This is a genomic window from Pseudomonas sp. BF-B-15, assembly GCF_019946675.1.
GTDB classification, from domain to species: domain Bacteria; phylum Pseudomonadota; class Gammaproteobacteria; order Pseudomonadales; family Pseudomonadaceae; genus Aquipseudomonas; species Aquipseudomonas migulae.
Genome location: NZ_JAGYFZ010000021.1, coordinates 57318 through 78868 on the forward strand (window position 1 = coordinate 57318; position 21551 = coordinate 78868).

The 21551-nt window shown below is 60.7% G+C and carries 17 protein-coding genes and 1 pseudogene; 10 read left to right on the forward strand and 8 right to left on the reverse strand.

The genetic code is table 11. The features are described from left to right. The first annotated feature begins 31 nt into the window (after positions 1–31). Both KGA97_RS09650 and KGA97_RS09655 read left to right on the forward strand, forming a co-directional pair. The gene (locus KGA97_RS09650) at positions 32–2287 is read left to right on the forward strand and encodes a heavy metal translocating P-type ATPase (protein ID WP_223480669.1); all 2256 of its coding nucleotides are present in this window, start codon (positions 32–34) and stop codon (positions 2285–2287) included. 16 nt (positions 2288–2303) lie between these two features. Beyond that, positions 2304–3167, forward strand: a complete 864-nt coding sequence (locus tag KGA97_RS09655; RefSeq protein WP_192227526.1) for a LysR family transcriptional regulator — start codon at positions 2304–2306, stop codon at positions 3165–3167. A 19-nt stretch (positions 3168–3186) separates the two neighbouring features. Here the strand turns inward: KGA97_RS09655 and KGA97_RS09660 are convergent, their stop codons facing one another. Continuing rightward, on the reverse strand, positions 3187–3729 hold the full coding sequence (locus tag KGA97_RS09660; RefSeq protein WP_223480670.1) for a hypothetical protein: 543 nt from the start codon (positions 3727–3729) through the stop codon (positions 3187–3189). Positions 3730–4043: 314 nt separating this feature from the next. Between KGA97_RS09660 and KGA97_RS09665 the strand changes: the two genes are divergently transcribed. From KGA97_RS09665 to KGA97_RS09690, 6 genes are all read left to right on the forward strand, one after another. Then, positions 4044–5120, forward strand: coding sequence for a putative 2-aminoethylphosphonate ABC transporter ATP-binding protein (locus KGA97_RS09665; RefSeq protein ID WP_008026095.1), 1077 nt, complete (start codon positions 4044–4046; stop codon positions 5118–5120). Beyond that, entirely contained in the window at positions 5120–6844 is a 1725-nt protein-coding gene (locus tag KGA97_RS09670; protein ID WP_207284891.1) for a putative 2-aminoethylphosphonate ABC transporter permease subunit, read from the forward strand. Before KGA97_RS09665 ends, KGA97_RS09670 begins: the two co-directional genes overlap by 1 nt. Before the next feature lie 40 nt (positions 6845–6884). Then, entirely contained in the window at positions 6885–7910 is a 1026-nt protein-coding gene (locus KGA97_RS09675) for a putative 2-aminoethylphosphonate ABC transporter substrate-binding protein (protein WP_223480671.1), read from the forward strand. A 134-nt stretch (positions 7911–8044) separates the two neighbouring features. Then, positions 8045–9178 (forward strand): TIGR03364 family FAD-dependent oxidoreductase, encoded by a 1134-nt coding sequence (locus KGA97_RS09680; RefSeq protein ID WP_223480672.1) that lies wholly within the window; start codon positions 8045–8047, stop codon positions 9176–9178. Continuing rightward, positions 9178–9741: a phosphonate degradation HD-domain oxygenase gene (locus KGA97_RS09685; RefSeq protein WP_223480673.1), complete on the forward strand. Its 564-nt coding sequence runs from the start codon at positions 9178–9180 to the stop codon at positions 9739–9741. The genes KGA97_RS09680 and KGA97_RS09685 overlap by 1 nt, the downstream gene beginning before the upstream one ends. A gap of 108 nt (positions 9742–9849) precedes the next feature. Further along, positions 9850–10380, forward strand: a complete 531-nt coding sequence (locus tag KGA97_RS09690) for a hypothetical protein (protein ID WP_223480674.1) — start codon at positions 9850–9852, stop codon at positions 10378–10380. Between the two features lie 9 nt (positions 10381–10389). On the opposite strand, the gene KGA97_RS09695 is transcribed toward KGA97_RS09690, so the two are convergent. Both KGA97_RS09695 and KGA97_RS09700 read right to left on the reverse strand, forming a co-directional pair. Further along, positions 10390–11766 (reverse strand): GTPase/DUF3482 domain-containing protein, encoded by a 1377-nt coding sequence (locus KGA97_RS09695; RefSeq protein WP_192227532.1) that lies wholly within the window; start codon positions 11764–11766, stop codon positions 10390–10392. Then, positions 11759–13129 (reverse strand): DUF2868 domain-containing protein, encoded by a 1371-nt coding sequence (locus KGA97_RS09700; RefSeq protein WP_223480675.1) that lies wholly within the window; start codon positions 13127–13129, stop codon positions 11759–11761. Before KGA97_RS09700 ends, KGA97_RS09695 begins: the two co-directional genes overlap by 8 nt. Positions 13130–13228: 99 nt before the next feature. On the opposite strand from KGA97_RS09700, the gene KGA97_RS09705 reads away from it, so the two are divergent. Next, on the forward strand, positions 13229–13741 hold the full coding sequence (locus tag KGA97_RS09705) for a dihydrofolate reductase (RefSeq protein ID WP_008026102.1): 513 nt from the start codon (positions 13229–13231) through the stop codon (positions 13739–13741). 122 nt (positions 13742–13863) lie between these two features. Here KGA97_RS09705 and KGA97_RS09710 read toward each other — a convergent pair whose 3' ends face one another. Further along, on the reverse strand, positions 13864–15255 hold the full coding sequence (locus tag KGA97_RS09710) for an L-cystine transporter (protein WP_223449991.1): 1392 nt from the start codon (positions 15253–15255) through the stop codon (positions 13864–13866). 240 nt (positions 15256–15495) lie between these two features. Here KGA97_RS09710 and KGA97_RS09715 point away from each other — a divergent pair, with 240 nt between their 5' ends. Beyond that, complete coding sequence (locus tag KGA97_RS09715; protein ID WP_008026105.1) at positions 15496–16551, forward strand: hypothetical protein; 1056 nt, start codon at positions 15496–15498, stop codon at positions 16549–16551. A gap of 205 nt (positions 16552–16756) precedes the next feature. Here the strand turns inward: KGA97_RS09715 and ilvD are convergent, their stop codons facing one another. The 4 genes and pseudogenes from ilvD to KGA97_RS09735 all read right to left on the reverse strand — a co-directional run bounded on the left by ilvD (position 16757) and on the right by KGA97_RS09735 (position 21460). Further along, positions 16757–18598, reverse strand: a complete 1842-nt coding sequence (gene ilvD / locus KGA97_RS09720) for a dihydroxy-acid dehydratase (protein ID WP_223480676.1) — start codon at positions 18596–18598, stop codon at positions 16757–16759. Positions 18599–18856: 258 nt separating this feature from the next. Beyond that, positions 18857–20056, reverse strand: a complete 1200-nt coding sequence (locus KGA97_RS09725; protein WP_223480677.1) for an MFS transporter — start codon at positions 20054–20056, stop codon at positions 18857–18859. Between the two features lie 92 nt (positions 20057–20148). Then, positions 20149–20226, reverse strand: a pseudogene (locus KGA97_RS09730) (outer membrane lipoprotein carrier protein LolA); the annotation flags it as partial. A gap of 37 nt (positions 20227–20263) precedes the next feature. Beyond that, positions 20264–21460: a class I SAM-dependent rRNA methyltransferase gene (locus KGA97_RS09735; protein WP_008026111.1), complete on the reverse strand. Its 1197-nt coding sequence runs from the start codon at positions 21458–21460 to the stop codon at positions 20264–20266. Positions 21461–21551 lie beyond the last annotated feature (91 nt).

Here is a 21551-nt window from a genome sequence, read left to right on the forward strand (position 1 = left end):
TTGGCAACAGGCACCTTATGGACGCGACCTGATGAGCGATTCCCGACACGATCACACACACGAGGCTGGTCACAGCCACAAACTGCAGCCTGTACAGAAACATGACCATGGCGGTCACGGGGATTCCTGCTGTTCTTCCAAAGCGGCGGCGCCGTCGCTGATCAAGCTCAGCGAAACGTCCACCGCCAACGCGCGGTTGAGCAGTTTCCGCATCGACGCGATGGACTGCCCGACCGAGCAGACGCTGATCCAGAACAAACTGGGCAAGCTCGCCGGTGTGCAGCAGCTGGAATTCAACCTGATCAACCGCGTGCTGGGCGTCACTCATGACTTGCCGGGCACCGCGCCGATCATCGACGCGATCAAGTCGCTGGGCATGGTTGCCGAGCCGCTGGAGCAGGGCGTCGAAGCACCCGCCCCGGCACCTGAGAAAAAGCCGTGGTGGCCGCTGGCGTTGTCCGGCGTGACCGCGCTCGCCGCCGAAGTGATCCACTTCACCGACGCAGCGCCCAACTGGGTCGTGGCGGTTATCGCGCTGGTCTCGATCCTCAGCGGCGGCCTCAGCACTTACAAAAAGGGCTGGATCGCCCTGAAAAACCTCAACCTCAACATCAACGCGCTGATGAGCATTGCGGTGACCGGCGCGATCCTGATCGGACAGTGGCCGGAAGCGGCGATGGTGATGTTCCTGTTCACCGTGGCCGAGTTGATCGAGGCCAAGTCCCTGGACCGCGCGCGCAATGCAATCAGCGGTTTGATGCAGATGACCCCGGAGCAGGCCACGGTATTGCAGGCCGATGGCAGTTGGGTTTTGCAGGACGTCAAAACCATCGAGCTGGGCGCGCGGGTGCGCGTGCGGCCCGGTGAGCGGATTGGCCTGGACGGTGAAGTGGTATCGGGCAGTTCGACCATCGATCAGGCACCGATCACGGGTGAAAGCCTGCCGGTCGAGAAGACGCTTGGCGACAAGGTTTTCGCCGGGACCATCAATCAGGCTGGTTCCCTGGAGTATTCCGTCACCGCCGCCGCCAACAATTCGACCCTGGCGCGGATCATCCACGCCGTCGAACAGGCGCAAGGCGCACGGGCACCGACTCAGCGTTTCGTTGACCAGTTTTCAAAAATCTACACACCGGCGGTGTTCGCCCTGGCTTTGGCCGTCGCGGTAATTCCGCCGCTGTTCATGGGCGCCGTCTGGTTCGACTGGATCTATCGCGCGTTGGTATTGCTGGTGGTCGCGTGCCCGTGCGCGCTGGTGATCTCGACGCCAGTGACCATCGTCAGCGGCCTCGCGGCGGCGGCGCGCAAAGGGATTCTGGTCAAGGGCGGCGTTTATCTGGAGGGCGGTTACAAGCTCGATTACCTGGCGCTGGACAAGACCGGCACGATCACCCACGGCAAACCGGTGCAGACCGATTACCTGTCGCTTGACCCAACCGCTGATGCCTCGGCACCGGGAATTGCGGCGGCATTGGCGGGGCGCTCGGACCACCCGGTGTCGCTGGCCATCGCCAATGCAGCTGTGGATAAAACCTTTGCACCGCTCGTTGTGGATAACTTCGAAGCCTTGGCCGGTCGCGGGGTGCGCGGTGAAATCAACGGTCAGGTCTACCACTTGGGCAACCACCGTTTGGTCGAAGAGCTGAACCTGTGCTCGCCCGCCCTGGAAGAAAAGCTGTTTGCGCTGGAAAAACAGGGCAAGTCGGTGGTGCTGCTGCTCGACAAATCCGGCCCGTTGGCGCTGTTCGCCGTGGCCGATACGGTCAAGGAGTCCAGTCGCGAGGCGATCCAGCAATTACACGACCTGGGCATCAAAACTCTGATGCTCACTGGCGACAACGTCCACACCGCCCAGGCGATTGCCGCACAAGTCGGCATCGACGAAGCCAAGGGCGATCTGCTGCCGACCGATAAACTGCAAGCCATCGAAGCCCTTTATGCACAGGGCCATAGCGTCGGCATGGTCGGTGATGGCATCAACGATGCCCCGGCACTGGCCCGGGCCGAGATCGGTTTTGCGATGGCCGCCGCTGGCACCGATACCGCCATCGAAACCGCCGATGTCGCCCTGATGGACGACGATCTGCGCAAAATCCCCACGTTCATCCGCCTGTCGCGGCAGACGTCGAGCATCCTAAAACAGAACATCGCCCTCGCTTTGGTCATCAAGGCTATCTTTCTTGGGGTAACCTTCGCCGGGATCGCCACCATGTGGATGGCGGTGTTCGCCGACATGGGCGTGAGCCTGTTGGTGGTGTTCAACGGTTTGCGCCTGTTGCGCAAGTAAGTGATGAGGAGCGGGTGTGCTGAGTGCCGAGCTGAAGGCGTTTTACATGGTGGCCCGTCTGGGCAGCATTACCCTGGCGGCGAAAAAGCTCGGCCTGAGCCAGCCCACCGTGACCACGCAAATCCGCAATCTGGAAAGCCAGTACTCGGTTGAACTGTTCTACCGTGGCGGTCGCCGCCTCAGCGTCAGTGATGAAGGTGCGCGGCTGCTGCCGATGGTCAAGACGCTGTTGCAGCAGGAAGCCGACATCGAGTTTTTCCTGCGTAACAGCGGCCAGGTCCAGGGCACTTTGCGCATCGCCGCCACGGCGCCGTATTACATCCTCGATCTGGTGAAGACCTTCCGCGAGCGCTTGCCGCAGGTGGAAGTGTCGGTGGAGATCGGCAACTCGCAGCAGGTGCTGGAGGCGCTGGAGGATTACCGGGTGGATGTCGCCGCGTCCTCGCAACTGCTCGACGATGCGCGACTGATTCGGCGGGTGCTCGGCAGCGATCCGCTGGTGTTGGCAGTGCATCGCAATCATCCGTTGGCGGTGCACGATCATGTGCCGCTCAGCGCGTTGGCCGGGCATACGTTGTTGATGCGCGAGTCAGGCTCGACCACTCGGCGTCTGACCGAAGAATTGCTGGCCAGCGCCGGGGTGAGTTTCGGCCCGTTGCTGGAGATCGGCAGCCGTGAATCGATCCGCGAGGCGGTGCTGCGCAACATCGGGATCAGCATCATTGCCCGGCAGGAAGTGCCGCATGATCCGCAACTTCGCGTGCTGACCATCGAGAATGCGCCGCAGATTCCCGAGTATTTGTACTGCCTCAAGGAACGCAAAGGCGCGCGGTTGCCGGCGGCGTTCCTGGGGTTGGCGCAGGAAATGGCTGGTTGTTGAGAACAACCTTGTTGCTAACTTACGGTGCGACGTTTCGATCAACTACGGTTAGCTGAAAATCACCGGCTTCATAGTCGCCATTGTTGTCGGTAAAAGCAGCAGGCGCGCCGGGAATACCGTAGTTGCGGATGGAGCGCCTTCCGCCGGCAAGTATAATAATATCCAGTTGGTCGGTAATTAAATCATCTAATGTGATGTTGTCTCGGCCCCTTCCAAAAAGAGTAACAGCATAGCCTGTCGCATCAGTGCCGGAATAGGCCGACCAGGTTCGATGAGGGCCTTCCATGCTCAGTAAATGGTTTGTGTAACGGCCAGGGCTGCGTGTGTGGATCAGATAACGATCACCATCCTTTTGGAAGTAAAGCAGTTCGGCTTCTACATTGTCAGCAGTTGTTATGTGTTCAGGAATTCGTTCCAGCTGTTTTCTGTATTCTTCACGTTTCGTTGGGGTTGTTTCTTTATTCAGAATTAATTGAGTCAATCTGTTGTAGTTGGTAGTGATGGGTTTGCCGTTGAAGGTTAATGTTCCGGTAAATGAATGAAGTTGCTCGTTTGGACTCATGATGTATCTCGATAAATAGTGTGGTTGGTTGAGATTGGTTTGAAGTGTATTTGTAGTAATTGAAATTTTGTAGTGATGAAATGCTCGGTATCGTTAGTTTTTATTTCGGTTGAAAGTTGATTGGCTAACGGCTCGCAGAGTGCTGATTGTTTTTATAGTAAGTTTTGTTCGAGTTGAAAAAGCCGTTCTGGCCTTATTTCAGAGGGCAGCTCCAAAATTTACGAATACCACTATCAGCCGTTTTGGCCTCACTGCCACATGACGGACGCATTACATCCCTAGGATGGCCTTCATCTGCTTGATGAGGCCCGTCCATGAACCACTCGATCGCAACTGCCCTGACCAACCCCGGCGCCCCGATGAAGGTGCGCGGCGTGCAGAAACGCTTCGGCGCTTTCACTGCGCTGGATAACGTTTCCCTCGACGTGGCGGCCGGTGAACTGGTGTGCCTGCTGGGGCCGTCGGGCTGTGGCAAGACCACCTTGCTGCGTTGCATCGCCGGTCTGGAGAAACAGGACAGCGGCGAGTTGTACCTCGGTGATCGCGACGTCTCGCACCTGGCACCTCAGGCGCGGGACTACGGCATTCTGTTTCAGTCCTACGCGTTGTTCCCCAATCTCACCGTCGAAGCGAACATTGCCTACGGCCTCGCCGGCAGCGGTCGCGATGAAGTGCGCAAGCGCGTCGGTCAGATGCTGGAACTGGTCGGCCTGACCGGCAGTGAGAAAAAGTACCCCGGCCAATTGTCCGGCGGTCAGCAGCAACGTGTCGCACTGGCCCGCGCCCTGGCGCCGGCGCCTTCGTTGTTGTTGCTGGACGAGCCGATGTCCGCCCTCGATGCCCGAGTCCGCGAGCACCTGTGCACCGAACTGCGCCAACTGCAGCGCAGCCTAGGCATCACCACGCTGATGGTCACCCACAATCAGGACGAGGCCATGCTGATGGCCGACCGCATCGCCGTGATGAACAACGGCAAGGTCGAGCAATACGCCACGCCGCAGGAAATCTACGACCGCCCGGCCACGCCGTTCGTGGCGGAGTTTGTCGGCCAGGGCAACTGGCTGCCCTTCCAGCGCAGCAGCGACAGTCATGCGCAGGTCGGCGGGATGAACATGCGTCTGGCGGATGGCAGTGCAAAAACCGCGTCGGGTCGTTTGTTCTGCCGGCCCGAGGCGATCAACGTCAACCCGCTGGTGCATGAAGAAAACCTGTTCCCGGCCAAGGTTCGTGAAATCACCTTTCTCGGCAACCGCTGCCGCATGAGCTTCGAGCTCGATCAACTGCCGGGTCACGCACTGCTGGCGGAACTGGCACCGGAAGCCATGCCGCGTCTCGGCGCGCAGCAGATCATGGTCGCCTTGCCGCCGCGCAGCCTGCAGGTGTTTGCCTGATGAGCGCGAACATCGCGCTGCCGATACCGCACAAGCAGGTTCGGCAGACCTCCCGTGCCGAGATCGGCGACCGGGTGTTCGTGGTCGGCGGCAAAGTCCTTTTGCTGGTGTTGCTCGGCGTCGCAGTGCTGATGCCGTTGTTGGCGATCTTCTGGCGTGGCTTCAGTTCGGAGGCCGGGCAGGGCGGTGGTCTGGTGGCTGCGCGTGAACTGGTCACCAGTGCGAATTTCCACTGGTTGCTCGGCAATAGCCTGAAAGTGTCCCTCAGCGTCGCGGCGATTGTCGTACCGCTGGCCTACCTGTTTGCCTACGCGCTGCAACGCACCCTGATTCCGGGCAAGGCTATCTGGCGTGGAATGTCGCTGTTGCCATTGATGGCGCCGTCGATGTTGCCGGGCATTGCACTGGTTTATCTGTTCGGTAACCAAGGCATGTTGCGCGGTTTGCTCTCGGACAATATCTACGGCTTCTGGGGCATTGTTCTGGGCGAGGTCATCTACACCTTCCCACACGCCTTGATGATTCTGCTGTCAGCCCTGTCCCTGGCGGATGCGCGACTGTTCGATGCCGCCTCCAGCATGGGCGCCAGTCCGGCGAAAGCCTTCCGCAGCATCACCTGGCCGGCGACGCGTCAGGCGGTGTTCGCTGCGTTCTGTCTTGTTTTCACCCTGACCATCACTGACTTCGGCGTGCCCGTGGTGGTCGGCGGCGACTATCAGGTGTTGGCGCTGGAAGCCTACAAAGCCGTGGTTGGTCAGCAACAATTCGGTCGCGGTGCATTGATCGGCATGGTCCTGCTGCTGCCGGCGCTGTTCAGCTTCGGGGTCGATGCGTGGCTGCGCCGGCGTCACGGTGATTCCATGAGCGGTCGGGCGCAGGTCTTTCAACCGGCACCGTCGAAACTGCGCGACGGCTGCTACCTGGCCATCGTGCTGCTGATCTGCGCGGTGTTGCTGCTGGTGTTTGGCATGGCGGTGTTCTCGTCGCTGGTGAAATTCTGGCCGTACAACCTGTCGCTGTCGCTCAACCATTACCAGTTCAACGACACGGCGGGCGGCGGTTGGCTGGCCTACGGCAACAGCGTGAAGATGGCCCTGTGCACGGCGTTGATCGGCAGCGTGCTGATCTTCACCGGCGCCTACCTGATGGAAAAAACCAAGGGCCAGCGCGGACTGAATCTGACATTGCGCATGCTCAGTTTCGTACCGATGGCGGTGCCGGGTCTGGTGCTGGGCCTGGGTTATGTCTTCTTCTTCAACCTCAGCGACAACCCGCTGCATGTGCTCTACGGGACCATGACCCTGCTGGTGGTCTGCACCATTGCTCACTATCTGACCACCGCGCAAATGACCGCGACCACGGCGCTACGCCAACTCGACGCCGAGTTTGAAGCCGCCGCGCTGTCGCTCAAGGCGCCGCTGTACCGGCATTACCTGCGGGTCACCGTGCCGATCTGCCTGCCGGCGCTGTTGGACATCGTGCGCTACCTGTTCGTCTCGGCCATGACCACCGTCTCGGCGGCGATCTTCCTCTACAGCCCCGACACCATCCTCGCAGCGGTGGCGGTACTGAACATGGACGACGCCGGCAACGTCGGCGGCGCGGCGGCGATGTCGACCCTGATTCTGTTCACCTCGGCGGGCGTGTCCCTGCTGCTGGCCTGGGCCTCGCGCGGTTTGCTGCGTCGCTCCCAAGCCTGGCGGCAGATCGCGCCTGGTCACTGATTTCCACTCCCGCAACCTCAACTCAAAACAGGAAAAGATCATGTTCAAGCCCCTGGCCCTGGCCGCTGCTGTCCTCACCGCTTTCAGCCTGAACGCCTTCGCGGCGAAAACCGAGTTGACGGTGTACACCGCCCTCGAAGCCGAACAACTGAAGACCTACAAAGAAGCCTTCGAAAAAGCCAACCCGGACGTCGAGATCAAGTGGGTGCGCGATTCCACCGGCATCATCACCGCCAAACTGCTGGCCGAAAAAGCCCGCCCGCAGGCTGATGCCGTCTGGGGCCTGGCCGCGTCGAGCCTGGCGATTCTCGATCAGCAAGGCATGCTGCAAAGCTACGCGCCGAAGGACCTCGGCAAGATCGGCGGCAACTACCGCGACGCCGCCAACCCGCCAGCCTGGGTTGGCATGGACGTCTGGGCCGCGACCATTTGCTTCAACACCGTCGAAGCAGAGAAGCAGGGTTTGACCAAACCCGTGAGCTGGCAGGACCTGACCAAGCCTGAGTACAAAGGCAAGATCGTGATGCCGAACCCGGCCTCGTCCGGCACCGGTTTCCTCGACGTCAGCGCCTGGCTGCAAACCTTCGGCGAGAAGCAGGGCTGGCAGTACATGGACGACCTGCACCAGAACATCGGCCAGTACGTTCACTCCGGTTCCAAGCCTTGCAAACTGGCGGCGGCGGGTGAGTTCCCGATTGGTATTTCCTTTGAATACCCGGCTGTTCAGTTGAAGCGCCAAGGCGCACCGCTGGACATCATCCTGCCGAAAGAAGGCCTGGGCTGGGAGATCGAAGCGACGGCGGTGATCAAGGGCACACCGCATGAAGACGCGGCGAAGAAACTGGCAGACTTCTCGGCCAGCCCAGCGGCGATGGAGCTGTACAAAGATAACTTCGCCGTCCTCGCTCAGCCGGGTATCGCCAAGCCGCAGACCGAATTGCCGGCGGATTACGAGCAGCGCCTGATCAAGAACGACTTCGCCTGGGCGTCGAAGAATCGCGACGAAATCCTGACCGAGTGGCGCAAGCGCTATGACGGCAAGTCCGAGAAAGTGGCTGCCAAGTAAGATTTTCATCGGCTGACGGGCCCCTTCGCGGGCAAGTCGGATCGCCGCACCGCTCGCTCCTACAGGTGATCGCGTACCCCCTGTAGGAGCGAGGCTTGCCCGCGAAGGCGGCTTCAAATTCAGGACATCTCTTGATGACACAACACAACGACCTGCTGATCGTAGGCGCCGGCATCCTCGGCCTGTCCCACGCCTACGCCGCCGCCAGGCGCGGCCTGAAAGTCACGGTTTTCGAACGCAGCGAAACGCCCTTGGGCGCCTCGGTGCGCAACTTTGGCCAAGCCCTCGTCACCGGCCAGCCACCGGGCCCGATGCTCGAACTGGCCAAAGCCAGCCGCGAGATCTGGGGCCAATGGGCGCAACTGGCCGGCCTGCAACTCAAGCGCAACGGCTCGTATCTGTTTGCCCGCACCGAAGCCGAAGAACACCTGCTGGAAGTATTTTGCGCCGGCCGCGCCGTGGAACACGGTTACCGCGTCGAGCTGCTGCGCGGCGCCGCATTGCGCGACCAGTACGGCGGCCAGTTCCGCCATCACCGCGCTGCGCTGCACGGCATGGACGATCAGCAACTGTATTCCCGCGAAGCGATCCCGGCGTTGATCGATTACCTGCGCCGTGAAATGAACGTCGAGTTTCACTTCTCCACCCTCGTGCGCGACATCGAACCGGGCCGCTTGCACAGCACCGCCGGCACCTTCAACGCCGAGCACATCATCGTCTGCTCCGGCCACGATTATCAGACCTTGCTGGCCGAGCCGATTGCCGCGCTCAACCCGCAAATCTGCCGCCTGCAAATGCTCCGCGCCCGCCCGCAGATCAACCTCAACCTGCAACACGCGCTGCTCACCGGTTTGAGTTGCGTGCATTACGGCGCCTTCGCCGATCTGCCGGAAGCAGCGGCAGTGCAGGCGCAGATCCTGCGCGAGCAACCGCACTTGCATGAAAACGGCATTCACCTGCTGATCAGCCCGACACCTCACGGCGAGCTGATCATCGGCGATTCCCACCACTACGGCAGTGATCCGTCACCGTTCAATGCCGAGCAGGTGGATGACTGGATGATCGAACTGGCCGAGCAGACGCTGGGCTGCAAGGTGCAAGTGGTCGAGCGCTGGCAGGGGGTCTATGGTTCCCGAGGGCCAGGGCCGTTTTCGTTCCTGCGGCCGATGCCGGGTGTGAGCGTGGCACTGATGCACACTGGCGTCGGCATGAGTGTCGGGCCGGCGATGGCAGAACGTAATGTCGCGACGTTATTGGGAGAGCGTTGATGGACCGCAAGGCGCAAGTGATCGACGAGGTGTTTGGGCTGTATGAGCGCTTCGGCGACAGTGATTACATCGGCGAGCCGGTGTCGCAGATCGAGCACATGTCCCAGGCTGCACAACTGGCCATGGCGGAAGGCTTCGATGATGAAGTGGTGCTGGCGGCATTCTTCCACGACATCGGCCATATCTGTGCCGACAACGCGCCGAACATGGGCGGCTTCGGCGTGGTCAGCCACGAGCGGCTGGGCGCCGATTACCTGCGTCGCGCAGGTTTCAGTGAACGCATGGCGCGGCTGGTGGAGTATCACGTTCAGGCCAAGCGCTACCTGACACTCAAGGAGCCCGGGTATTACGAACGATTGAGCGAGGCCAGCCGTCGGACCCTGGAGTATCAGGGCGGGGTGATGACCCCGGCCGAGGCTGAAGCCTTCGAGCAGGACCCGTTGTGCGCGGTGAGTTTGCGCATGCGCCAGTGGGATGAGTTGGCGAAGGAGATGAACGTGCCTCTTCTGGATCTCGACGTTCTGAAGCGCAAGGCTTTGGGCCTTCTGCCCAGGGCGGCTTGAACCACAACTACTGGTGAGACCTCCTACAGGATGAAGAGATTGTTCGCGCAGAGCGTTTTACGAGGATGGGATAGCTTGATCGACCCTAAATTGATTTGAGCTATCCACATGCGTTATTTGAAAGTTACAGCCCAGGACCGAAGTGCTTACGGCAGGGCTGACAACCTGATCCTGCATTTTTTCGAAGAGATTGACGGTGCCGAAGATCGGCTCGTTCACGAAGCCTATGCACTGGATAACACTGCCGATGGCAAAGTTGATTTTCAGTATGGCGACGTGAACAACGACGGTAAGGAAAACATTAAGGATGAGGAGCTAATCAACTTGTTTGCAGAAGCGTTCCTGCAGCTTAGCTGGTTCAATAATGGAGATACTTGGGATCGCTATGTCAAGATATATGTAGAGGATTTTGCTTACGACGGTGGTCTAGACCCCGTGGAACTGCACTTTCATGATAGTTCCCGCAGACCTTCAGGCCGAAGCCTCGTTTCCACCGCCACTGTTTTAGACTCCCTTGAGGGCTACATGGTTGACATGGTGTTCGGTCTCGATATGGATGGTGATGGCGATTTGGATAAAGTGGACAAACAGCTTGCCTGGACATTGAGATCCACGTTTCTGAGGTTCAACTGGCGCTGATCAACCGTATCAAAGCTGCTGCGCCAACACCTCGATCTGCTCCTGCCGTTCCGCCTGATTCAACTTCGCATGGGGATTCAGCGACGACCACTGCGGATGCGCCCGAGCCTTGTTCAGGGCTTCGGGCAGTTTGCCTTCGCGCCAGCTCTTGTCCTGTGGCGTGGCGACCTGGATGCTGTCCATCGCCGCATGCCCACGCGCATTCAGCGCTTGCAGCAACTGCCGCTGCCGCAATGCCAACAACCGCAACACGCTGTCATCGACCGTCAATTCACGCTGGCCTTTGATCTTGCCCAGCAACCGGCTGCCGTAGCTGCGCGCGGTTTGCAGGGCGCCGCCGGCAATCGCGCCGGCCAGTGCTGCCGCGCCGAGGGTCAAGCCGCCGACCAGCAGATCCACCCCGGCCCCGGCGGCCGCACCCGCGGCGATGCCGCCGCCGACGCGCACGCCCAGTTGCTTGAGGGTTTCCGGGTTGAACAGGTCATCGCCCCAGCGGCCATCGAGCAGCGGCAGATCACTGGCCGCCGCGTCTTGCGGGCGGAAGGCGTAGAGCGTGAGCAGCGCTTCGACACAGCGCTGTTCCCGTTGGCGAACGGCTTTGCGCAGTTCGCTGATCGCCTGTTGTTCCTGCTCGGCGTCGCTGACCACGCTACGCCGACACGCCGCACAATCGATCAACAATTCGGCAATCAACCGCGCCGCGCTTTGTTGCCGGGCCAGGCGCTGGGCCTGCTGATCGGCGATCAAGCGTTCCAGTTGCTCGCGAGAATTTTCCAGCAGCAGCGCGAGGCTTTCATACAGCCGCCGCTCGCCATCTTCCGGCGGCGCCACGCTGTCGAAACGCACCAGGGCATGCAAGCCCAGACGCGCCAACGCTTCACGCCAATCCGGCTCGCGGTGGTTGGCGCTGCTGACGAAATTCAGCACCGGCAACAGCGGTTTGCCGCAGCTGGCCAGCACTTCCAGTTCGTCGCGGTACTTGGAAAGCACCGGTTCGCGGGCGTCGATCACATAGAGGCCGGCGTCGCAGGTGAGCAGTTGCCGCAGCACCTTGGCTTCCTGTTCGAACCGCTGCCGCGCTTCACTGCCTTCAAGAAAGCGCGCCAGTCGCGCCGGACCGTCGAGGCGTTCACCGGGACGCTCCAGGCGTTCGAGGTAGTCGAGCAGGGCGATGGCGTCTTCCAGGCCCGGCGTATCGAACAGGTCGAGCAAGGGCTCGCCGTCCACCGACAACCGCGCGCCTTCAACGTGCCGCGTGGTGCTCGGGCGATGGGAGACTTCGCCGAAACCGACATCACGGGTCAGCGTGCGCAGCAATGAGGTTTTGCCGACGTTGGTGTGACCGACCACGGCGAGCTTCAACGGCGCTTTCCACGGATTAGTCATGACCGGTCTCCAGCCAATTCAGCGGCGCGCAATCGGCGAAGGGCAGTTCCAACTGTTGCAGCGCCACGTGCCAGTCGCCGAGGCGCTCGGCATCCAGCGCTTCGCCGGGCGGTGCTTGCAGCAACCAGACGCGGGTGGCGCTGGCGTTGCGGGCCAGTTCGGCGATCAGCGCGAGGCTGCCGCGGTCCGGCGAACGCCGTGGATCGCAGGCGATGGCCAGGCGGGCCGGGGGGAAACGGCTGAGTTGTTCCAAGAGTTTGTGGCGCGATTCGCGACTGTCGAGGATGCCTGCGTCGTTCACGGTTTTCGGCAGCGGTGGTGGCCATGGCCGTTGATCGTCCAGCTCGATGGCCACCAGCAACGCGCCGTCGCTTTGCAGTTCGCTGACGCCGCTTTCCACGTGATGAAGCTGCGCAGGTGCCGCATCGCTGATGCCCAGGCGTTCGCTGGTCGGCATCAGGCGTTCGCGCAGTTGCGCGTAGCCGGGCAGGTTCAGGTCCAGACGCAACATGGCGCGACCTCTTTTCCAGCGCCACAGGCACAACAGCGCCAACAACAACCTCGGCAAAACCCCGTAGACCAGCAACACGCCCACCAGCCACGCGGCCCAGGCCTGACGAGCGCTTTCAATGTTCAGTGCGGCATCGCCGCTGGCGCGGATCATTTCCACGGTGGGCACGCTGAAACCCAACAGAGCCGGCAGGGCGCCCAGAGCCTGAGTCATGACCACGAACGTGTCGCCGCCAAGGATGGTGGTTTCCCAGACGAAGCCGTAGCGCCGGGTCGCCATCAGCATCAGCACAATCACCAACGCGCTGAGCATCGCCAGCAACCACAAACCATTGACCAGCACACCGAGCGCCCAGCGATTGAGTTTCTGTCGTTGCAGCAGCAACAGCAGCGCGGGCGCCAGTTGCGCGGCTTTGGCGTCGCGGGCGAGTTTTTCGCTGAGCCACAACCACAAGCGTCCCAGCGTCGCGCCGTGCTCACCGGCAAACACCAGGCCCAGCGCCCAGCTCAGCAGCAGAATCAGGTTCAGCCCGAGCAAGCTGCCCAAGGCCCAAAACACATTGACCGGCGTTTGTCCGTCGCCCAGCGCGGCAAACGCCAGGCCGGCGCCGCTGACCACGGCCAGCACGGCCAACACCAACAGCGCCAGTCGTGCACCTTGCAGCCAATGCCTGAGGGCTTCGGTCAGTCCGTCGCGTTGGGCCAGCCATAAGGCGCGGCGCGAAATCCGTGTCGGCAGATCGCCGCCCGCCGTGCGAGCCACTCGGTTGGCTTCCAGATCATCCAGAGGGCCGGCGTGTTCTTCGCGCAGGCGAATGGTTTCCGTCAGCCAGAGGGTATTCAGTTCAGTCACGCGGCATCCCGTCGCTCAATTGAGCTGTGAGCATAACCGCTGTGGCGCTTGTCGGGGGGCTACGTTGCGAGAAGCCGAGCCTCTGGTATCCTCGCCGGCATGACTAAATCACTCCCCCTCAGCCTGATCGCAGCCCTCGGTGAAAACCGTGTGATCGGCGTCGACAACAGCATGCCCTGGCACTTGCCGGGGGACTTCAAATACTTCAAGGCCACCACCCTGGGCAAGCCGATCATCATGGGTCGCAAGACCTGGGATTCCCTCGGTCGCCCGCTGCCGGGCCGGTTGAACATCGTGGTCAGCCGTCAGGCGGATCTGGTGCTCGAAGGCGCGGAGGTTTATCCGTCGCTGGAGGCTGCCGTGGTTCGCGCAGAGGAATGGGCGAAAGAGCAGGGCGTCGATGAGTTGATGCTGATTGGCGGGGCGCAGTTGTATGCGCAGGGGTTGGCGCAGGCTGATCGGTTGTATTTGACGCGCGTGGCGCTGAGCCCGGAAGGGGATGCGTGGTTTCCGGAGTTTGATTTGAAGCAGTGGAAGCTGGTGTCGAATGTGCCGAATCCGGCTGAAGGCGACAAACCGGCGTACAACTTCGAGGTTTGGGAAAAAATCTAAAAGCATCGCCAGCAGGCTGGCTCCCACAGTGGGTTTGAGGTGAAACACAGATTGTGTGAACACCCAAAATCCCTGTGGGAGCCAGCCTGCTGGCGATGAGGCCAGATCAGGCGCTAAAGAACTTAAGCGTGAGCCAACTCCGCATGCTCATCCGCATCCAGCAGCGCTTTATCGGTCTGCTGCATGATCTGGCTGGTAATCGCCCCGGCCGTGATCGAACCACTCACGTTCAACGCCGTACGCCCCATATCAATCAGCGGCTCAACCGAAATCAGCAACGCCACCAGTGACACCGGCAAACCCATCGCCGGCAGCACGATCAGCGCCGCGAACGTCGCACCACCGCCCACGCCGGCCACACCGGCCGAACTCAAGGTCACAATCGCCACCAGCGTCGCGATCCACAGCGGGTCGAGCGGGTTGATGCCCACGGTCGGCGCAACCATCACTGCCAACATCGCCGGGTACAAACCCGCACAGCCGTTCTGGCCAATGGTCGCGCCGAACGAAGCGGCGAAACTGGCGATGGATTGCGGAATGCCCAGACGGCTGGTCTGCGCTTCGATGCTCAGCGGAATCGTCGCCGCGCTGGAGCGGCTGGTGAAAGCAAACGTCAGCACCGGCCAGATTTTGCGGAAGAACCGCAGCGGGTTGATCCCGGCCACCGACACCAGCACGCCATGGACTACAAACATCAGGCCCAGGCCGATGTAGGACACCACGACAAAACTGCCGAGCTTGATGATGTCTTGCAGGTTGGAACCGGCGACCACTTTGGTCATCAGCGCCAGTACGCCGTACGGAGTCAGCTTCATCACCAGACGCACCAGACGCATCACCCAGGCTTGCAGGGTGTCGATGGCGTTGATCACTTTCTGACCTTTTTCGACGTCATCCTTCAGCAGTTGCAGCGCGGCGACCCCGAGGAACGCGGCGAAAATCACCACGCTGATGATCGATGTCGGCTTGGCGCGCGCCAGGTCAGCGAACGGATTTTGCGGGATGAACGACAGCAGCAGTTGCGGCACATTCAGGTCCGCGACCTTGCCTGCGTAGTCGGTCTGAATGGTTTGCAGGCGGGCCATTTCCTGTGTGCCGGCGACCAGGCCTTCAGCGGTCAGGCCGAACAGGTTGGTCAAACCGATACCGATCAGCGCCGCGATGGCGGTGGTGAACAGCAGAGTGCCGATGGTCAGGAAACTGATTTTGCCCAGCGACGAAGCGTTGTGCAGACGGGCCACGGCGCTGAGGATCGAGGCGAACACCAGCGGGATCACGATCATTTGCAGTAGCTGCACGTAACCGTTGCCCACCAGATCGAACCAGCCGATCGAGGCTTTCAGCACCGGGTTTCCGGCACCGTAAACGGTGTGCAAGGCGACACCGAACACCACGCCCAACACCAGGGCGAGCAGGACTTTTTTCGCCAGGCTCCACGTCGTGTGACGGGTTTGCGCCAGTGCGACGAGCAGGGCGAGGAACACCAGCAGATTGAGAATCAGCGGCAGATTCATTGGAACTCCCATTAGACATGTGCCAACTGCCTTCCGGGGCAGCTGCGAACCGGCAAGCCTAACAGCTTGATTTTCAATGAATTAATATCAAAAAAGTCTGATGACTGTCGTTTTTGGAATAAGCGGGTGTCGCTTACAGGAATGCAGCTGGCGCGATAGGTGCGTTGGCCGTCGCTGACAGACGGGGACTGTCACACTTATTTGTTAGCGTCGATGTCTTTAAATCAGGGAGATCTATCGATGAAGTTCGCACCGAAATTTCTGCTCGCTGCACTGTGCATTGGCCTCGCCGGCCAGGCCTTCGCTACGGATTTGAAGCACTGGCCAGCCGATCAGGCCAAGGCACTGGATGCGATGATCGCGGCCAACGCCAACAAAGGTAACTACGCGGTGTTCGACATGGACAACACCAGTTACCGCTATGACCTCGAAGAATCGCTGCTGCCGTTCATGGAAAACAAGGGCCTGATCACCCGCGAGAAACTCGATCCCTCCCTGAAACTGATTCCGTTCAAGGACACCGCCGACCATAAGGAAAGCCTGTTCAGCTACTACTACCGCCTCTGCGAACTCGACGACATGGTTTGCTACCCATGGGTCGCCCAGGTGTTCTCCGGTTTCACCCTGCAAGAGCTCAAAGGTTATGTCGACGAATTGATGGCGTCCGGCAAACCGGTGCCGGCTACCTATTACGAAGGCGACGTGGTCAAGAAGCTCGACGTTAACCCGCCGAAAGTCTTCACCGGCCAAACCGAGCTGTACAACAAGCTGATGGAGAACGGCATCGAGGTCTACGTGATGACCGCCGCTTCTGAAGAGCTGGTGCGCATGGTCGCCTCCGATCCGAAGTACGGCTACAACGTCAAACCGCAAAACGTGATTGGCGTGAGCCTGCTGCTCAAGGATCAAAAGTCCGGTGAGCTGACCACGGCCCGCAAGCAGATCACCGCTGGCAAGTATGACGAGAAGGCCAACCTGGGCCTGGAACTGACCCCGTACCTGTGGACGCCGGCGACCTGGATGGCCGGTAAACACGCGGCGATCTTGACCTACATCGATGAATGGAAAAAACCGGTACTGGTCGGCGGCGACACCCCGAGCAGCGACGGTTACATGCTGTTCCACGATGTTGACGTGGCCAAGGGCGGCATCCACTTGTGGGTCAACCGCAAGGACAAATACATGACCCAGATTAACGGCATGATGGCCAAGCACGCTGCGGCCCAGGCCAAGGAAGGGTTGCCGGTGACGGCGGACAAGAATTGGGTGATCGTGACGCCGGCGGAAATCCAGTAACCGCAACACCGATCAACTGTAGGAGCCGGCTTGCTGCGGGCGGCGTTCCGACGATAGCGGACTTTCAGACGAAGAATTTGCCGGCTGACACACCGCTATCGCCAGCAAGCCGGCTCCTACAGGGATTTGCGTATAACGTAGATCAAACGACCGGCAAAAAAATGCCCCGCACTTGGCGGGGCATTTTTTTGTTTGCGGTTAAGCCTTACAGCCCGTCAAGCATCGCCTTGTTACGCACGGCACCCTTGTCGGCGCTGGTCGCCAGCAGGGCGTAGGCTTTCAGTGCGGTGGTCACTTTACGTGGGCGTTTTTCCACAGGCTTCCAGCCTTTCTGATCCTGCTCGGCACGGCGGCCGGCCAGTTCTTCATCGCTGACCAACAGGTTGATCGAGCGGTTCGGAATGTCGATCAGCACTTTGTCGCCGTCCTGCACCAGACCAATCGCGCCACCGGCAGCGGCTTCCGGCGAAGCGTGGCCGATGGACAGGCCCGAAGTGCCGCCGGAGAAACGGCCGTCGGTGAGCAGGGCGCAGGCTTTGCCCAGGCCTTTGGATTTCAGGTACGACGTCGGGTACAGCATTTCCTGCATGCCCGGGCCGCCTTTCGGGCCTTCGTAACGGATGATCACGATGTCGCCGGCCTTCACTTCGTCCGCGAGGATGCCGCGTACGGCGCTGTCCTGGCTTTCGAAGATTTTTGCGTTGCCTTCGAACACGTGGATCGACTCGTCGACGCCCGCGGTTTTCACCACACAGCCGTCCAGCGCGATGTTGCCGTAGAGAACGGCCAGGCCGCCTTCTTTCGAGTAAGCGTGTTCGACACTGCGGATGCAGCCGTTTTCACGGTCGTCGTCCAGGGTTTCCCAACGGGTCGACTGGCTGAACGCGGTTTGCGTCGGGATGCCCGCCGGGCCGGCCTTGAAGAAGTGATGCACGGCTTCGTCGTCGGTCTGGGTGATGTCCCACTTGGCGATGCCTTCGGCCAGGGTCTTGCTGTGCACGGTCGGCAGGTCGGTGTGCAGCAGGCCGCCACGGGCCAGCGAACCGAGGATGCTGAAGATCCCGCCGGCGCGGTGCACGTCTTCCATGTGGTACTTCTGGATGTTCGGCGCGACTTTGCACAGTTGCGGCACGTGACGGGAAAGACGGTCGATGTCGCGCAGGTCGAAATCGATCTCGGCTTCCTGGGCGGCGGCCAGCAAGTGCAGGATGGTGTTGGTGGAACCGCCCATGGCGATGTCCAGGGTCATGGCGTTTTCGAACGCCTTGAAGTTGGCGATGTTGCGCGGCAATACCGACTCGTCGTTCTCGCCGTAGTAACGCTTGCACAGCTCGACGATGGTGCGCCCGGCCTGCAGGAACAGCTGCTCGCGGTCGCTGTGGGTGGCGAGGGTCGAACCGTTGCCCGGCAAGGCCAGGCCCAACGCTTCAACCAGGCAGTTCATCGAGTTGGCGGTGAACATGCCGGAGCACGAACCGCAAGTCGGGCAGGCGCTGCGCTCGTACTCGGCAACCTTCTCGTCAGAAGCGCTGGAGTCGGCGGCGATCACCATGGCGTCGACGAGGTCGAGACCGTGGCTGGCCAGTTTGGTCTTGCCGGCTTCCATCGGGCCGCCGGAGACGAAGATTACCGGGATGTTCAGGCGCAGGGACGCCATCAGCATGCCTGGGGTGATCTTGTCGCAGTTGGAGATGCAGACGATGGCGTCGGCGCAGTGGGCGTTGACCATGTACTCGACGGAGTCGGCGATGATCTCGCGGCTCGGCAGCGAATACAGCATGCCGTCGTGGCCCATGGCGATGCCGTCATCCACGGCGATGGTGTTGAATTCTTTCGCTACACCGCCAGCGCGTTCGATTTCGCGGGCGACCAGTTGGCCCAGGTCCTTGAGGTGGACGTGGCCCGGTACGAACTGGGTGAACGAGTTGGCAATGGCGATGATCGGCTTTTTGAAGTCGTCATCTTTCATCCCCGTGGCGCGCCACAATGCGCGGGCACCGGCCATGTTGCGGCCGTGGGTGGATGTTTTCGAGCGGTAATCAGGCATGAAGCACTCCGGGCGGCTAATCAGGTATCAAAAGGGAAGTGAGCTTCTATTGACGTCTGGAACACTCAGAAATGGCCGTGTGTCCGGAAGTTGCCGATAACTTTGCGGGATCGCCGCGCGCTTCAGCTTGAGCTCATAAACCCGCCGGGGGATGACTGGCGATGAATGTCGCGATTCTACACGGCTGGCGGCTGGAGGGAATGCCGGGAAGCGCTGATCCGGCGCCGGTGGCGTGCGCCGGATGACGACCGGCGTAAATCAACTCGCGTTCAGTGCCAGATTGCGCTGCATGATCAGCGCGTTCAAACCCAGGCCCGCGACGCTAAGGATCAGGAAACACAAGGCGAGCGCCGTGGTGAGGTCTTCGGACGCGAGATTGATCATCACGCTGATCACGCCGCCGCACATGAAGATCATCACGCCGCCGACCGAGGAGGACGTACCGGCATCCTGTGGATAGAGGGTCATGGCTTTGGAATTGGCGATAGGCCGGGCAATGGTGGTGCCGGCCGTGCAGATGAGCATGGGGATCAGCACCGCAGCGGCCGTCAGCCCGAACTGATTTGCCAGCCACAGCATGACCAACCCCGACAATGCGATCAGGCCGAGGCCGATCACTATCTGTGAATTGGCCGGCAGACGCCGATGCAATGCGCTGGCGACTATCCCGCCGAACACATAAGCCACGCCATACAGCAACAATGTCCAGGCGAATTCGTAGGGCGTGAGTGCCAGGCGCTCCATGAAAATGATCGGCGACATGACGATGAATGAAAAATGGCAGGCGAAGGCCAGGGCCGAAATCAACCAGTAACCCATGAAGCGAAAATCCGCGCATAGCCGCCAGTAGGCACTGAAAAAGTGACCGGGCGCGGCATTGCGACTGCGCGGGGTTTCCTTGAGGAGCACGCCAGCCCTTATCCAGACGAAGACCGCCAGTGCGATAAAGACATAGAAGCTGCCCTGCCAATCCAGATGCATCTGCAACCAGGTTCCAAGCAGCGGCGATATGGAAATGAACACGCCGCCGCCGGTGGTCATCCAGATCCTCATCCGTTCCTGTTCCTTGCCGACGAACAGATCCTGAATCAGTGCCTGTGACAGCACAAAGGACCCGCAACCCACGGCCTGAATGACGCGAAATACCAGAAACCAGCTGTATTCGCTGAAAAGCAGACAACCCGTAGCGCCGACGATCGAGATGGCGATGCCAGTCAGCAAAAGGGTTTTGCGCCCCCACAAGTCCGACAGCGGTCCGACCAGCACCACGGATAGCCCAAGGCCAATGGCGAACAGGCTGACGGATAACGCTATGTCGGAGGCTGAGGTCAGGAAGTAATCAGAGAGCGCGGGAAAGGACGGGAGCACCACGTCCAGCGGGAAAACACCCAGTAGCGTCATCGTCATCAATAGCAGGATGAGCGACGATTTTTTCGCGGTATGCGGGGAAGGGTTCATCAACAACGCTCTCGATCCGTGAGGGGTAGCCGAGAGTCGACTTGATGAATAGGGAAGTCAATGCAGGAGGTGTGGGACTGTTCTCAGACCGTTGTAGGAGCGAGCCTGCTCGCGAAAAACGAGCAGGCTACGCGGGGTGTCAGGCAGCCAGCATCATCGTTGACGACCATCGCGAGCAGGGCTCGCTCCTACAGTCGTTCCGAGCGGTTAGCTGTTTGGCAGCAACCGGCAGGTGATGCTCTTGATGTAGCGGGTTTCAGCAATCGCCGGGTGTACCGGATGATCCGGACCCTGACCGCCACGTTCCAGCATCTGGATGTTGCGATCCAGGTGACGGGCGCTGGTCAGCAGGATGTTCTGCAGGTCATCTTCCGGCAGGTGCATCGAGCACGAAGCGCTGACCAGGATGCCGTCCTTGCTGAGCAGGCGCATGGCTTGCTCGTTCAGGCGACGGTAAGCGCCTTCGCCGTTTTTCATGTCTTTCTTGCGTTTGATGAACGCCGGCGGGTCGGCCACGATCACGTCGAAGCGTTCTTCGCTGGCTTTCAGTTCTTTCAGCGCTTCGAAGACGTCACCTTCGAGGCAGGTAATTTTTTCAGCGAAACCGTTCAGCGCGGCGTTGCGCTCGACGCCGTCGAGGGCGAAGGCCGAGGCATCGACGCAGAACACTTCACTGGCGCCGAATGCTGCGGCTTGCACGCCCCAGCCGCCGATGTAGCTGTACAGGTCGAGGACGCGTTTGCCTTTGGCATACGGGGCCAGGCGTGCGCGGTTCATGCGGTGGTCGTAGAACCAGCCGGTTTTCTGGCCCTGGATGACCGGGGCTTCGAATTTCACGCCGTTCTCTTCCAGCGCGACCCACTCCGGCACCAGGCCGAACACGGTTTCGACGTAGCGGTTGAGGCCTTCGGCGTCGCGGGCGGCGGAGTCGTTCTTGAACAGAATGCCGCTTGGCTTGAGCACTTGGGTCAGCGCCGCGATCACGTCGTCTTTATGCGCTTCCATGGTTGCCGAAGCGATCTGCACCACGAGGATGTCGCCGAAACGGTCGACCACCAGGCCTGGCAGCAGGTCGGAATCGCCGTAGACCAGGCGATAAAACGGCTTGTCGAACAGGCGATCACGCAGGGACAGAGCGACGTTCAGGCGGTGCACCAGCAGCGATTTGTCCAGCGGCAACTTGACGTCGCGCGACAGCAGACGGGCGCAGATCAGGTTGTTCGGGCTCATGGCGACGATGCCCAGCAGCTTGCCGCCGGCAGCTTCGAGGATCGCCTGATCGCCGGCCTTGAAGCCGTGCAACGGGGTGGCGGCCACGTCGATTTCGTTGCTGTAGACCCACAGGTGGCCGTTTCGCAGGCGACGGTCGGCGTTGGCTTTGAGGCGCAGGCTAGGCAGGGACATGACGTCGCTCCGGAAAAAAGAGCGGGAGTATAGCGTGTTGAAGGTGGTGGCGGGCCGGCTGGGCGATGAAACGCTGATGACGCCTTCGCGG

What these genes read in the sequence shown, in the direction of transcription:
- KGA97_RS09725 (WP_223480677.1), bottom strand. Translation starts at nt 20,056, where the DNA reads ATGAACCCTTCCCCGCATACCGCGAAAAAATCGTCGCTCATCCTGCTA.
- KGA97_RS09685 (WP_223480673.1), top strand. Translation starts at nt 9,178, where the DNA reads ATGGACCGCAAGGCGCAAGTGATCGACGAGGTGTTTGGGCTGTATGAG.
- KGA97_RS09735 (WP_008026111.1), bottom strand. Translation starts at nt 21,460, where the DNA reads ATGTCCCTGCCTAGCCTGCGCCTCAAAGCCAACGCCGACCGTCGCCTG.
- ilvD (WP_223480676.1), bottom strand. Translation starts at nt 18,598, where the DNA reads ATGCCTGATTACCGCTCGAAAACATCCACCCACGGCCGCAACATGGCC.
- KGA97_RS09660 (WP_223480670.1), bottom strand. Translation starts at nt 3,729, where the DNA reads ATGAGTCCAAACGAGCAACTTCATTCATTTACCGGAACATTAACCTTC.
- KGA97_RS09670 (WP_207284891.1), top strand. Translation starts at nt 5,120, where the DNA reads ATGAGCGCGAACATCGCGCTGCCGATACCGCACAAGCAGGTTCGGCAG.
- KGA97_RS09680 (WP_223480672.1), top strand. Translation starts at nt 8,045, where the DNA reads ATGACACAACACAACGACCTGCTGATCGTAGGCGCCGGCATCCTCGGC.
- KGA97_RS09650 (WP_223480669.1), top strand. Translation starts at nt 32, where the DNA reads ATGAGCGATTCCCGACACGATCACACACACGAGGCTGGTCACAGCCAC.
- KGA97_RS09710 (WP_223449991.1), bottom strand. Translation starts at nt 15,255, where the DNA reads ATGAATCTGCCGCTGATTCTCAATCTGCTGGTGTTCCTCGCCCTGCTC.
- KGA97_RS09695 (WP_192227532.1), bottom strand. Translation starts at nt 11,766, where the DNA reads ATGACTAATCCGTGGAAAGCGCCGTTGAAGCTCGCCGTGGTCGGTCAC.
- KGA97_RS09690 (WP_223480674.1), top strand. Translation starts at nt 9,850, where the DNA reads ATGCGTTATTTGAAAGTTACAGCCCAGGACCGAAGTGCTTACGGCAGG.
- KGA97_RS09715 (WP_008026105.1), top strand. Translation starts at nt 15,496, where the DNA reads ATGAAGTTCGCACCGAAATTTCTGCTCGCTGCACTGTGCATTGGCCTC.
- KGA97_RS09705 (WP_008026102.1), top strand. Translation starts at nt 13,229, where the DNA reads ATGACTAAATCACTCCCCCTCAGCCTGATCGCAGCCCTCGGTGAAAAC.
- KGA97_RS09675 (WP_223480671.1), top strand. Translation starts at nt 6,885, where the DNA reads ATGTTCAAGCCCCTGGCCCTGGCCGCTGCTGTCCTCACCGCTTTCAGC.
- KGA97_RS09665 (WP_008026095.1), top strand. Translation starts at nt 4,044, where the DNA reads ATGAACCACTCGATCGCAACTGCCCTGACCAACCCCGGCGCCCCGATG.